Raw genomic sequence first — 13,109 nt, 5'->3', positions numbered from 1 at the left:
GGTAGTTGAAGTGCTTCTGAGGGGTTAACCGAACGAGTGCGGGAAAAGGGAACTGCAAAGCGCTAAAAGTTGGCAAATAACCTGTGGGAGCTGGCTTGCCAGCGATGACGGCCACCTATTCAACATTAATGTTGACTGTTCCACCGCTATCACTGGCAAGCCAGCTCCCACAGGGGGCGAGGAATGCTGAAGATTATCTATCGGGTCAAACCGAGGCGTTCGTGCCATTGCGCGATGGATTCTTCGGGATAGACCTCGAACTGTTGATCCCCGGGCTTGGCCTCGACTTCGACCCATGGTGCTTTTGAACCGAGCATCAAATGGGTGTATTCCGGTGGCACCGGCAACGGCGTGTCGATGGCCGAGGCGAACGGGTGGATCAGTTCCGGCCACTCCGGGCTGAACAGCCATAGACCACTGCCGCACAACGAGCAGAAATGCCGCTCGGCGGTGCTGCGATGAGCGCGTTTTTCGCCTTCGTACTTCATGCGCGCGTGGTAGATGCTGATGTGTTTGCGTCCGCGCACTTTGAGGTTGCTCGCGTCGCCGCCGAGGTTGATCGCATAGCCGCCACCGCCCTGAGTCTTTCGGCAGATCGAGCAGTAGCAGCGTTGATAAGGGTAGGGGTGGGCGCTGATGAGGCTGAACGAAACCGCGCCGCAATGGCAGGAGCCTTCGAGGTGCATGGGTGCTCTCCGTTAGCAGGGGTGTGCGTTTGAGCCTAGAGCATTTTGCGCGACGCCTGCCGGTGTGATGCGACAGGCGCCGGCAGCGTCTAGCCCCAGTGTCCCCGCAATCCCATGGGGCGAGACTTCGGAACCCGGCATGCAAGCGCTGTTGAACGAGATCCTTGACGCTGTCCGGCCCCTGATCGGGCAGGGCAAAGTGGCTGACTACATTCCCGCCCTCGGCACCGTGCCGGCCAATCAGCTGGGCATCGCCGTGTACGGCAACGACGGTGAGATGTACTGCGCGGGCGACGCCGAGACACCGTTCTCGGTGCAGAGTATTTCCAAGGTGTTCAGCCTGGTGCAGGCCATCGAGCATTCCGGCGAGGCGATCTGGGAACGCCTCGGTCATGAACCGTCCGGTCAGCCGTTCAACTCGCTGGTGCAACTGGAATTCGAGCGCGGACGCCCGCGTAATCCCTTTATCAATGCCGGCGCGCTGGTGATCTGCGACATCAACCAGTCGCGCTTTGCCGCGCCAACCCTGTCGATGCGCGATTTCGTCCGGCGCCTGTCGGGTAACCCGCAGATCATGATCGACGGCAAAGTCGCCGATTCCGAATACCAGCACCGCGCGCGCAACGCGGCGATGGCTTACCTGATGCAATCCTTCGGTAACTTTCACAACGATGTCGAATCGGTGCTGCGCAGTTATTTCAGCCACTGCGCGCTGCGCATGAACTGCATCGATCTGGCCCGGGCGTTCTGTTTCCTGGCCAATGACGGTTACTGCAAACACAGCGGCGAGCAGATCCTCACGCGCCGCCAGACCCAGCAAGTCAACTCGATCATGGCCACCAGTGGCCTGTACGACGAGGCGGGCAACTTCGCTTATCGCGTCGGTCTGCCGGGCAAGAGTGGCGTCGGCGGCGGCATCGTCGCAGTGGTGCCGGGGCAGTTCACGGTGTGCGTGTGGTCGCCGGAGTTGAACGCTGCGGGGAACTCACTGGCGGGGATGGCGGCGCTGGAGATGCTCAGTTCGCGGATTGGCTGGTCAGTGTTCTGATCTGAAACCCAATCCCTGTAGGAGTGAGCCTGCTCGCGATAGCGTAGTGTCAGTCAACAGCTGTGTATCTGATCCACCGCTATCGCGAGCAGGCTCACTCCTACAAGGGGTTTTGTGTTGCCTGGGAGGAGGGTGTTCCTATACATTTTCCGGCCGCCCTCTGCATGGTGAATCCGCTTCATGTCTCTTGCGCTCGAACGTCTAGTCGCTGGCACGCCGATCCCTTTCGCTGGTAACCGCGTGACCGTGGTCAGCCCCGAACTGGCGGCGCGCTTTCAGCCCGGTGACCACCTGTTGGTGGAGCAGGTGAGCGGCGAGCTGTTGCTGATTCCAGTGGCGGATCAACAAGCGGCGTCCGTGGCCATCGAGCGCGCCGCTGCGGCGTTTACCGCGTTATCGGCGGTGTCCGACGAGGCGATCAGTCAGTTCTTCGATCTGTTTGCGCAGCGTCTGGAAACGCCCGATTGCTGGGCGCAGATCGCCGCCGCCAACCTCGCCGATATCGAGCGGGCCAAGGCGCGCGGACGCTCCACCACGCGTCTGCTCGCCGATGAGCGCATGCGCGGCGACATGATCGCCGGCCTGCGCGCGTGGCGTGATGCACCCGCCACACGCGGCAAAGTCATCAGCAGCGTTGAACACGATGGCTGGAAGGTCGAGCAAGTGGTGTCGCCGCTGGGCATCGTCGCGTTTGTCTTCGAAGGTCGCCCGAACGTATTTGCCGACGCGGCCGGCGTTTTGCGCACTGGCAACACGGCGGTGCTGCGGATTGGCAGCGATGCGTTGGGCACCGCGCAAGCCATCGTCAAGCATGCGCTGAACCCGGCGTTGGCGGCGGCCGGTTTGCCGGCGGGTGCGGTGTCGCTGGTCGAAAGCGTCAATCACGCGGCCGGTTGGGCGATGTTCGCTGATCGGCGCCTGTCGTTGGCGGTGGCCCGTGGATCGGGGCGCGCGGTCAGTCAGTTGGGCAGCATCGCTCAGCAGGCTGGGACGGCGGTCAGCCTGCATGGCACCGGTGGGGCGTGGTTGATTGCTGATCGTGATGCCGACGCCAAACGCTTTGCCGCGGTGGTGCGCAACTCACTGGATCGCAAGGTCTGCAACACATTGAACGTCTGCCTGATTCAGCGCGACCGCGCTGCAGAATTGCTGCCGCTGTTCCTCGATGCGCTGAAGCAGGCCGGCAGCGCACGCGGGCAGGGCTGCAAATTGCACATCGTTGAAGGCAGTCAAAGTTACCTGCCGAGCGAGTGGCAGAACGCAACAGTCGAGGTCTACCGCGCCGAGGGTTATCAGACCGAAGCACTGGCCGAGCCACTGGCGGAATCTGACCTTGGCCGTGAGTGGGAATGGGAAGAGACCCCGGAAGTCAGTCTGATGATCGTCGACGATCTGGATCAGGCGATTGCGCTGTTCAACCGCTACAGCCCGCAATTCACCGTGTCGCTGATCAGCGAAGATGCGCAGGTTCAGGAACGCTTCTACAACGCGGTCAACGCGCCGTTCGTGGGCAATGGCATTACCCGCTGGGTCGACGGACAGTACGCGCTGAACAAGCCGGAGCTGGGGCTTTCGAACTGGGAGAGCGGGCGGTTGTTTGCGCGCAGTGCGATTCTGTCTGGCGATGGCGTGTTCACGGTACGCAGCCGCATGAGCCAGATCGACCTCACCGTAAAACGCTGAAAATGCCTCATCCTGGTTGATCCACACCGGTCCTGTGGCGAGGGGATTTATCCCCGATGGCGCGCGCAGCGGCCCCAAGAGATTGGGCCTGCTGCGCAGTCCATCGGGGATAAATCCCCTCGCCACAAGTTCTTTTTCACCTCAGCGGATTTGTATCAGGCGGCTGCGCTGGTGTTTGCCTGAATGGCGCACGTCGTCGGTTGCTCGGCCAGCGACACAAAAGTGCGGCGATCCGAAGACAGCGCATCGATCGAGCCAGTCTCGATGTCGTACACCCAGCCATGCAGGTTCAGCAGGCCTTTTTCCTGGGCCAGGCGCACGCTCGGGTGGGTCTGGATGTTCGCCAGTTGCGCGATCACGTTTTCACGCACCATCGAACTCAGTTTCGCCGCGTCATTGGCATGCGGCCGTGCTTCATTCACCACTTTTGCCGATTCGGCATGCTGCAGCCAGCCGCTGACGGCCGGCAGGTGATCCATGCATTTGCACTGGGCAATCGCGGTCATTGCGCCACAGTCCGAATGGCCGCAGATCACGATGTCGGCCACACCCAGTACCGCCACAGCATATTCCACCGTCGCCGAAACACCGCCCGGATGCGGGCTATAGGACGGCACGATATTGCCGGCGTTGCGGATCACAAACAGTTCGCCGGGTTCTTGCTGGGTCAGCAGTTCCGGCACCACACGGCTGTCGGAACAGGTAATGAACAAGGTGCCAGGCTGCTGGGTGGTCGCCAGATGCTTGAACAGTTCGGTGCGTTGCGGGAACGCTTCGTTCTGGAATTTCAGGAAGCCATCAATCAGGTTTTTCATGGTGTTGTCCTCTCAGTTCGAGCAACCGCTGCCGAATTCGCTGAATTGCAGAATGTGTTTGCCGCCCTGGCTGTCCAGGTAAGTCATTTCTACCGGCACCACGCCACAGACGTCGGCAACCGGGGTAATGCTCAGCACTTGCGCAACGTCCAGTTGCATGCCGTAGCGGTAAGCGACGGCCTCATCAGCGGCAAATGCGTGGGCGCAAAAGCCGCCGAGCAGGGCCAGGGTCAACAGAATTTTTTGCATGGGGCAGCCTCCAGACGCAGGTGGTGACGATGTGCAATTGGGGTTTGGATGGCCCGCACGCGAGGTGCGGGCCGGGATGGATCAGAACGGACGCAGTGGCAGGAACTTGCCGTCGAGGGTGACCACGGCGCGGGAGCCGCCTTCCGGGTCTTCGACTTTCTTGATGTCCAGTTTGAAGTTGATCGCGCTGATGATGCCGTCGCCGAATTGCTCGTGAACCAGCGCCTTGAGGGTGGTGCCGTAGATCTGGATCATCTCGTGGAAACGGTAGATGGTCGGGTCGGTCGGCACACCGCTGAGGCTGCCACGCAGCGGGATGATTTGCAGGGCGGCGACGTCGGCGGCGTCCAGCTCAAGCTTGTCGCCGACCACTTCGGCGGCGTTTGCCGGCAGCGGGTGTTGGCCGAGCAGGGCGGCGGTGACGAAGGCCAGGCTGAGGCCGGTGTCGTCAGCGAGAGCCTGCCACGACAGATCTTTGCGTGCCTTGGCATCGAGAATGCGGGTGGTCAGGGCCAGGCTGGTGTCGTTGTAGGCGTGGGACTGTTGCATGGTGTCACTCCTTTCAGGGGTTGGCTTGCTGTGTGGGATTCATCTTCTGCCGATTGATCCATAGCGTCCAAGACCCATATACAATGCTGCGCATAAGTCCTGCCTATAGATGGTGATCCCCATGCTGTTGCGACATTTGCGTTATCTGCTGGCCGTTGCCGATCACGGCGGCTTCACCCGTGCGGCCGAGGCGTTGCATGTGTCGCAGCCGACCTTGTCGCAACAGATTCGCCAATTGGAGGAAACCCTGGGAGTAAACCTGTTTGATCGCACCTCGCGCACGGTCAAGCCGACCGATGCCGGCGAGGCTTATATCGAATGCGCGCGGCGGGTGCTGGTGGAGCTGGAGGCGGGCAAGCGGGCGTTGCATGACGTGAAGGATTTGTCCCGGGGCACCTTGCGTCTGGCGATGACGCCAACGTTTATGGCGTATCTGGTCGGGCCGCTGGTGCGCGATTATGTTGAGCGCTTTCCGGGGATTCACCTGGAGATCTTCGAGTTGTCGATGGACGACATCGAGGCGGGACTGGCGGATGACTCGCTGGACATTGCGATCGCCTTCACACCGGTGCGCAATCCGGACATCGAGTGCATTCCGGCGTTTGTCGAGACATTGGCGGTAATGGTCGGGCGCGAGCATCCGTTGTACGACAGCACGTCAGTGTTGATGCCGGAACACCTGGCGCAGCTGGATTTCGCTTTGCTGGCACCGGACTTCATTACGCGGTTATCGGTGGATGAATATTTCCGTCAGCATGGAATTACGCCGCAGGTGCGCATAGAGGTGAACTCGGTCAGTACGTTGCTGGAGGTGGTGCGGTGTTCGCCGATGGCGACGATGTTGCCGGAAGCGATCGCGACAGAGGATCGGGCGTTGCGCCGGTTGCGGGTCGAGAGTGAGGCGCCGCAGCGTGGGGCGGCGTTGTTGCGGCGGCGCAATAATTACCACAGTGCGGCGGCGGTGGCGTTTGTGGATTTGGTGTTGGGCATTGAGAGCCCCTCACCCTGACCCTCTCCCAGAGGGAGAGGGGACTGACCGAGGTGTTTGTGCGATTTACGACGACCTGAAAGTTTTGAGCCGAACTAAAATTTGAACGCAGCGCAAATCGGCTCCCTCTCCCTCGGGAGAGGGCTGGGGTGAGGGGCTACAATTCCACTCACGCCAAACAATGCAAGCGAACAAAAAAAGGCCTGCTTCCTTTAAGGAAGCAGGCCTTTCAATTATTTAATTACTAACTCAGCAGAACCGATCAATCACCCGTACTTCGTTTTTATTCTGCATCGAGTCCCACGCCTGTTTCAGCGTCTGCAGCACATTACCGATGAAGTCTTTATCGGCTGCGGCTTTCTTGCCGACATAACCGTGGCCGCGACGGTACATTTTCAGGCGGGCCAGCAGATTCTGGTTGTTGCGGTCGAATTCTTCTTCACCCGCATGAGGCGCCAGGCAGTCGATATGCACCTGACCCGACTTGCTGATCCACAGAATATGGCTGTCGTGGCTGTCTTTTTGCGCAGCGAACATACGAGCCAGTTCTTCGATAGTAGGTTGATTGTTCAGATTCATGATGTTGCCCCTTGACCAGTCTGGTGATCTTTCAAAGTTGATTCGCTAATACAGGTAGCCCATCGGTTAGTTGATCCCTGGCACCGAAACCAGGACGTCAGCGGTCGCCCGTGATAAGTACGGGGTCATGCGTCTGTTGCATGTAGTCGTGTTGAATAACTGCTACGCAATAGCGTCACAACGAGGAGAAGCAGCGAAAACCGGGAGGCTCCTTGACGACATTTTCAGTGTCGACCACAAGCGTCTTGAGAATTTTCGCCAGCGCTTCTCGTCCTTGTACTGGACGTTCGGGCCAGGTCAGTTTCTTCAATCTGCCTTGTGGGCAGCGTGTATCCGGAAAAAACAACTCGGCGGTCAGACGAGTTTGCTCAAGCGTGTTACCAAATGTTCCCGATCGGGGAACGTCTTCATCATGCAAAAGCAAAACGACGCCGTCAACGGTTTTGTAGTGATTATTTTTGAGCACTACATATTGTCGGACAAAGCAGTTCTGGAATGAGAAAGGATCCGTTCAGGCAACGGAAAAGGGCGCGCACAGAACGTAGAAGGTGCACGGATAACCGTCCACTTCACGCTGCTGCTGAGTGAATTCGCTGCCGCTCAATGCAGGGATCAGCCCGGCCCAGAAGCGCTGTGCAGGCCGGTTGGCGTCGATATGGAAAATTTGCCACTGACCGGGGATTTTGCTCAAGAGGGCAGAGACGACAAACTGCGCGACGCCTTGGCCACGAAAGCGCCGCGTGAGGAAGAAGTAGCCGATGTTGTGCTTGGCGCCGGCGATGTGGGTTGTGTCGTCTACGGTGACGAAACCGGCGAGTTCGCCGTCGACGCGAATCAGGAAGGGTCTGGTTGCCGGATGGCGCCAGTAATCGTCCTTGGGCTGGATGCTGAAGAAACCATGCTCGGCCAGCTTCAGGGGCAGCCATTGGCTGAAGTCGTACATGTAGAACTGCATCAGGTTTTCGATAATTTGCAGTTCATCGCGTTGGGCGGGGTGCAGTTCGATGGTGGGCATTTGGATCAACTCCGGCAAAGGCATCACATCAGTGTGGACTCAAGACCCTTTGTCACAGGATACGTCGTCGCTACCTGGCGGTGCGTTTGGTTGTGCCGGTAGTTTTGCTGCGGGTGGATTTGCGCTTTTTCTTCCACGGTGCAGCCGCTTTGTCGGCAGGCGGTGGGCCGCTGATGGTCAGGCTCAGGCCGGAGCAGCGGGTCACTTGTTTGCTCATCCACGCCGCCTGTTTGGTAACGAACTCTTCCAGACTCATCTCGCCGCTCTGCACCATGTCCAGTGCCTGTTCCCAGATCGCCGTGGTGCCCGGGTCGGCGATTGCACGGGGCACGGCGTCGATCAGGCTGAAAGCAGCAGGCGTGGCGGCGAGCGCCTTGCCGTTTTTCACCAGATAGCCGCGATCCAGCAAACCCTGAATGATCGACGCACGGGTGGCTTCGGTGCCGATGCCGGTGGTGTCCTTGAGTTTCTGTTTGAGCAGTGGATCCTCGACCAGTTTGGCGACGTTCTTCATCGCCTTGATCAGATCACCCTCGGTGTAGGGTTTAGGCGGCTGCGTCCACAAATCCTTGAGCTTCACCCCGGCGACGGCGCACTCGATGCCCTGGCTCAGTGTCGGCAATGTTTGTGGCGCTGGAGCCTCACGCCCCTTGGCGGGGGCGAGAGCCTCGGGCAAGGCGCGTTTCCAGCCCGGTTCAATGATCTGCTTGCCGACCGCGCGCAGGGCTTCACCGGCGCAATCGAAATCGGCCTGGGTGCGATCGTATTCGTGGTTGGGCAGAAACTGCGCCAGATAACGCGCGCGGATCAATGTGTAAACCGCACGGTGCTTGCCGCTCAGGCGCTCAAGGTTTTTCGCGGCGGCGGTGGGGATGATGCCGTGGTGCGCGCTGACCTTGGCGTCGTTCCATGCCCGGGAACGGCGCTGCGGGTCAAGAAAACCGTTCAACGCCTCAAGGCTTGGGTCGGCCTGCCGCAGCGCCGCGAGAATCCCCGGTGCCTCGCTGTGCTGACTCAGGGGCAGAAAACCGCAATCGCTGCGCGGATAGGTGACAACTTTGTAGGTTTCATAAAGCGCCTGGGCGATGTCGAGGGTTTCCTGCGCGCCGAGGCCGAGCTTCTTCGAACACACTTCCTGCAAAGTGCCGAGGTCAAAGGGCAGGGGCGCCACTTCGCGCATCCGCTCGGTTCGCAGTTTCACTACTCGCGCACTGGCGGCACTGCTGATGGCCGCTGCCGCTTGTTGCGCCAGTGCCTGATTCAGGCAGCGCTCCTGATCGTCACAAGCATCCGAAGGCGCCCGCCACTGCGCGGTAAACGGCGTCCCTGCGTGCAGCAATTCCACATCGATCGCCCAAAATGGCACCGGCACGAAATCGGCGATGCTGCGATCACGATCCACCACCAGGCGCAATGTCGGCGTCTGTACCCGACCGACCGGCAACACACCTTGATAACCCGACTGCCGGCCGAGAAGGGTGAACAGGCGACTCATGTTCATGCCGATCAGCCAGTCCGCACGGGAGCGGCCAAGTGCCGAGTGATACAGGCTGAAGGTCTCTGCGCCCGGTTTCAGTGCCGCGAGCGCTTTGCGGATCGACGCCTCGTCGAGCGCCGATAACCACAACCGGCGGATCGGCCCGCGATAGCGGCAGTGCTCGACCAGTTCCCGGGCGATCATCTCGCCCTCACGGTCGGCGTCGGTGGCGATGATCAGTTCGCTGGCCTCGCCAAGCAGGCGTTTCACCGCTTTGTACTGGCTGGCAGTGCGCGGCTTGACGGTCATTTTCCATTTGTCCGGAATGATCGGCAGATCCGCCAGCACCCAGCGCTTATAGCGGGCGTCGTAGGCATCTGGCGGTGCAGTTTCCAGCAGGTGGCCGATGCACCAGGTCACCGTGACGTCCGTTCCCAGCCAGCAGCCGTCGCCGCGACGTCTGGCGCCGAGCACGGCCGCAATGTCTTTGGCCTGGGAAGGTTTTTCACAGAGGTACAGCCGCATAACCACCATCGTCGATCAATGTCCGCAGAGGTGCACAGAATGGCCGGAGTTGGCGCCACGGGCAACTTTTATCTGTATGGATATACAGATAAAAAGAGTTGCGGGAAATGACGGGTAATTCGGGGGCACCGCACAGCACTATTGAGAAATTGATTAGTACCCGGTTTGCAGCTGTGTCAGGTTTTTTGGCGATTCACAAACGCGAGTGACAGGACGATCTCGCCAGGAGATCGCCGTGGTCTGTCGACACTGACTACTCAGAAACAAGGAAGTCCACCATGGCTCAAGCCAAAGCGAAAACCAGCAGCGCCTACGATGAAATCAACACCTTCAGCCACTTGTATGACCGTGGTGTCGGGCTGGTCAATGGCAAACCGTCGTTTACCGCCGATCAGGCCGCTGACGAAATCCTGCGCAAGAACCTGGCGTGGGGCGACAAGAATGCTGACGGCAAAATCGACCTCAGCTACACCTTCCTGACCGAGAAACCCGCGAACTACAACCCGAAACTCGGCAACTTCAGCGAGTTCAGCGCCCTGCAAAAGGCGCAAGCCGTGTTGGCCATGCAATCCTGGGCCGATGTGGCCAAGGTCACGTTCACTGAAGGCAAGGGCGGCGACGGCCACATGACCTTCGGCAACTACGACGTGAGCACGGGCGGCGCTGCGTTTGCTTACCTGCCGAGTGGCGGCAGCTACGACGGTCAGTCGTGGTATCTGATCAACGATCAATATCAGGTCAACAAAACCCCTGGCACCAACAACTACGGGCGCCAGACCCTGACCCACGAAATCGGTCACACCCTCGGCCTGTCACACCCGGGCGCCTACAACGCCGGCAATGGCAGTCCGACCTACGCGGACGCCAAGTATGCCGAAGACACCCGTGGCTACAGCCTGATGAGCTACTGGAGCGAAGCCAACACCGACCAGAACTTCAGCAAGGATGGCAGCGGTGCGTACGCGTCGGCGCCGTTGCTGGACGATATTGTTGCGGTGCAGAAACTCTACGGCGCCAACTATGAGACTCGCGCCGATAACACCACCTACGGTTTCGGTTCCAACGCCGGGCGCGATTTCTACAGCGCCACGTCGGCGTCGTCGAAACTGGTGTTCTCGGTGTGGGACGGTGGCGGTGATGACACCCTGAATTTCTCCGGTTTCACCCAGAACCAGAAGATCAACCTCAATGAAGGCTCGTTCTCCGATGTCGGCGGCCTGGTTGGCAACGTTTCCATTGCTTACGGTGTGACCGTGGAAAATGCGGTGGGCGGTTCGGGCAATGACCTGCTGATCGGCAATTCGGCGATCAACCATCTGTTCGGCGGTGCCGGCAACGACATCCTTTACGGCGGTGGCGGCGCGGATGTGCTGTGGGGCGGCGAGGGTGCAGACACTTTCGTGTTCGGCGCGGCCAGCGACTCGACCAACAACCAGCCGGACTGGATCATGGATTTCAAAAGCGGCCTGGACAAGATCGACCTGTCGGGCATTGCCGAGTTTGCAACGGGTGCGGCTACGCTGAACTTCGTCAGTAACTTCACTGGCCATGCTGGCGATGCGATCCTGACGTACTACGCGCAGCACGGTCAGACCGGGCTGCTGGTCGACCTGACGGGGCAGGGGCAGGTTGATTTTGCCGTGGGTGTGGTGGGGCAGGCGGTGGCGACAGACATTGTTGCGTGATTTGCTGACTCTGTAGATTCAGGGCATGCATGCCTCCTGTGGCGAGGGAGCTTGCTCCCGCTCGGCGGCGAAGCCGTCGCAAAATCGAAATTCGCGTTATACCTGACACACCGCGATTGTTGATTTTGGGGCCGCTTCGCAGCCCAGCGGGAGCAAGCTCCCTCGCCACAGTTCGTTCATGTCCTTGGAGAAACCCATGAAAAGCTCCGGCCCCAGCCCCGTCATCTCCCTCGAAGAACTCCCAGGTTGTCTGTTGGTGAAGTTCCACGGCATTCAGGTTGCCGCCTCTTCCCACGTACTGGTGCTCAACGAGGCCAACTACCCGCCGGTGTACTACGTCCCTCGCGAAGACATCGACGAAAAATATTTCGCCCGTACCGACCACACCAGTTATTGCCCATACAAGGGCGATGCCAACTACTTCAGTCTGCAGATACCGGGGCATGAGGGTGCGAATGCGGTGTGGACTTACGAGAATCCGAAAGTGTCGGTGACAGCGATCCGTGATTACGTGGCGTTTTATCCGGATCAGGTGAAGTTTGAGGTGATCAAGGCTGAAACTTGAAGGAAACAGCCCGCCACTGCGTGAGCGGTGGCGGGCCTGGGGTTATTTGCCTTTACGCTTGGCGGCGGGTTTGGCTTTGGTCGTTGTCGCTTTGCGGGTGCGATTGGTGTGCTTGACCACAGGCGGCGGTGGCGCGGCAACCCATTGTGCCTGAGCAGGGGCCGGCAGGGTTGATTGCGAGGCCGCCAGCGATTGATCGAGCTGCTGGAATGACGCCAGTGCATTGGCTTTGGCTTCGCTCAGGACGGCCGCGAGTTTTGGCGTAAGCAGCGAATCCATCTTCTTCTCGAAGACAGCGGCCATGCGTTTGTAGGCAAGGGCATTGAGGTGCAGTTCGTTGATCCAGTCTTCGTCTTTGATCAGGTCGCGCAAATCCAGGTAGTGGACATCTGTATTGCTATCGGCGACGGATTTGAGCATGTCATTGAACTGGTCGATGAAGTCCGCGACGATCTTGCGTTGTATCTGCGGGTCCATGATGTTCTTGCGCGTCAGAGACGGGCGAATCCACGGCCCGATGAATCGATAGTTACCGAAATTGACCACGCCTTTTCCCGTGGGAATGGCGCGGCCGTAACCGTGGAAAATGATTTTGGTTTTGGGGCTGACGGCTTTGACACGCTTGATCATGTCTTCGTAACTGCCGCGAAACACCCGGTCGATGGTGTCGTTGACGTAATTGGTGCGCAGCAAGGACGGGGGCGAGGAATCAGCGTGGTTCAGGAAAGACGCAAACTCATCGCCGGCGATGTCATTGCCACCGGCGGAGAACAGAAAAAACGCCGGTTTGGTGCTTTTGATTTCAGCCAGCACATCGGCCAACTCCACCGGTTTGCGTGTCCACGAGCCTTCCTTGATCTCTGTGCCGTACACCATGTTTTCCAAGGTGTCGCCGCCTGTGGCGAAGCTCTTGATCTTGTAACCGGACGTCAATTTCAGCCACTTGATGATGTCCACGCCGGGCAAATAGTCGAACCAGGAGTCACCCTGTGCCACGACGTCCACGCCATTGGAACCGAAGAAAAATCCTGCAGCGGCACCCGGTGCCACTTTTTGTGCCGGCTGATCGTGTTGCCAGATCGCCAGATTGATTTTCGCTAATGCATCTTCACTTTCGTAGTTCATGTCGGCAGTCCTTTTTTATCGGATAAAACGCACGGGAACCGACAGTTCGCGGGTTCCTGTCATTGAGTCCGAACGACGTCTTGAAGGTGCTGCTACGTCCAGACTTTTCAGCACTTCGGC

14 protein-coding genes are annotated in these 13,109 nt (G+C 59.4%); 5 read left to right on the top strand and 9 right to left on the bottom strand.

Features of this window, described 5'->3' with window-relative positions; genetic code table 11:
- Positions 1–197 precede the first annotated feature (197 nt).
- Entirely contained in the window at positions 198–686 is a 489-nt protein-coding gene (locus AC3WMT_RS08190) for a GFA family protein (RefSeq protein ID WP_103303354.1), read from the bottom strand.
- Between the two features lie 139 nt (positions 687–825).
- Between AC3WMT_RS08190 and glsB the strand changes: the two genes are divergently transcribed.
- On the top strand, positions 826–1,734 hold the full coding sequence (gene glsB / locus AC3WMT_RS08185; protein ID WP_103303355.1) for a glutaminase B: 909 nt from the start codon (positions 826–828) through the stop codon (positions 1,732–1,734).
- Positions 1,735–1,914: 180 nt separating this feature from the next.
- Entirely contained in the window at positions 1,915–3,417 is a 1,503-nt protein-coding gene (locus tag AC3WMT_RS08180) for an aldehyde dehydrogenase family protein (RefSeq protein ID WP_103303356.1), read from the top strand.
- A gap of 155 nt (positions 3,418–3,572) precedes the next feature.
- Here the strand turns inward: AC3WMT_RS08180 and AC3WMT_RS08175 are convergent, their stop codons facing one another.
- The 3 genes from AC3WMT_RS08175 to cynS all read right to left on the bottom strand — a co-directional run bounded on the left by AC3WMT_RS08175 (position 3,573) and on the right by cynS (position 5,030).
- Positions 3,573–4,232, bottom strand: a complete 660-nt coding sequence (locus AC3WMT_RS08175) for a carbonic anhydrase (protein ID WP_103303357.1) — start codon at positions 4,230–4,232, stop codon at positions 3,573–3,575.
- Between the two features lie 12 nt (positions 4,233–4,244).
- Entirely contained in the window at positions 4,245–4,481 is a 237-nt protein-coding gene (locus AC3WMT_RS08170) for a DUF2790 domain-containing protein (RefSeq protein ID WP_103303358.1), read from the bottom strand.
- An 81-nt stretch (positions 4,482–4,562) separates the two neighbouring features.
- On the bottom strand, positions 4,563–5,030 hold the full coding sequence (gene cynS, locus AC3WMT_RS08165) for a cyanase (protein WP_103303359.1): 468 nt from the start codon (positions 5,028–5,030) through the stop codon (positions 4,563–4,565).
- A gap of 121 nt (positions 5,031–5,151) precedes the next feature.
- Here cynS and cynR point away from each other — a divergent pair, with 121 nt between their 5' ends.
- Entirely contained in the window at positions 5,152–6,039 is an 888-nt protein-coding gene (gene cynR, locus AC3WMT_RS08160; RefSeq protein WP_103303360.1) for a transcriptional regulator CynR, read from the top strand.
- A gap of 228 nt (positions 6,040–6,267) precedes the next feature.
- On the opposite strand, the gene AC3WMT_RS08155 is transcribed toward cynR, so the two are convergent.
- The 4 genes from AC3WMT_RS08155 to AC3WMT_RS08140 form a co-directional block, all read right to left on the bottom strand.
- Positions 6,268–6,597 (bottom strand): hypothetical protein, encoded by a 330-nt coding sequence (locus AC3WMT_RS08155; RefSeq protein ID WP_103303361.1) that lies wholly within the window; start codon positions 6,595–6,597, stop codon positions 6,268–6,270.
- A gap of 175 nt (positions 6,598–6,772) precedes the next feature.
- Positions 6,773–7,063 carry a hypothetical protein gene (locus tag AC3WMT_RS08150; RefSeq protein ID WP_158249168.1) on the bottom strand — a complete coding sequence of 97 codons (291 nt, stop codon included), beginning with the start codon at positions 7,061–7,063 and terminating at the stop codon, positions 6,773–6,775.
- Between the two features lie 45 nt (positions 7,064–7,108).
- Positions 7,109–7,612: a GNAT family N-acetyltransferase gene (locus AC3WMT_RS08145; RefSeq protein ID WP_103303363.1), complete on the bottom strand. Its 504-nt coding sequence runs from the start codon at positions 7,610–7,612 to the stop codon at positions 7,109–7,111.
- A 70-nt stretch (positions 7,613–7,682) separates the two neighbouring features.
- A complete protein-coding gene (locus AC3WMT_RS08140; RefSeq protein ID WP_103303571.1) occupies positions 7,683–9,614 on the bottom strand; it encodes a DNA topoisomerase III in 1,932 nt (643 codons plus the stop codon).
- A 278-nt stretch (positions 9,615–9,892) separates the two neighbouring features.
- Between AC3WMT_RS08140 and AC3WMT_RS08135 the strand changes: the two genes are divergently transcribed.
- Together AC3WMT_RS08135 and AC3WMT_RS08130 are read left to right on the top strand one after the other, a co-directional pair.
- On the top strand, positions 9,893–11,299 hold the full coding sequence (locus tag AC3WMT_RS08135) for a serralysin family metalloprotease (RefSeq protein WP_103303364.1): 1,407 nt from the start codon (positions 9,893–9,895) through the stop codon (positions 11,297–11,299).
- A 196-nt stretch (positions 11,300–11,495) separates the two neighbouring features.
- Positions 11,496–11,864, top strand: a complete 369-nt coding sequence (locus AC3WMT_RS08130; RefSeq protein WP_103303365.1) for a DUF427 domain-containing protein — start codon at positions 11,496–11,498, stop codon at positions 11,862–11,864.
- A gap of 42 nt (positions 11,865–11,906) precedes the next feature.
- On the opposite strand, the gene AC3WMT_RS08125 is transcribed toward AC3WMT_RS08130, so the two are convergent.
- Complete coding sequence (locus AC3WMT_RS08125; RefSeq protein WP_103303366.1) at positions 11,907–12,989, bottom strand: SGNH/GDSL hydrolase family protein; 1,083 nt, start codon at positions 12,987–12,989, stop codon at positions 11,907–11,909.
- Between the last annotated feature and the right edge of the window lie 120 nt (positions 12,990–13,109).

The sequence above is a fragment of the Pseudomonas sp. FW305-7 genome (genome assembly GCF_058786735.1).
Note: the sequence above shows the minus strand (reverse complement) of the source record. Positions and strands in the feature narration are given on the sequence as shown.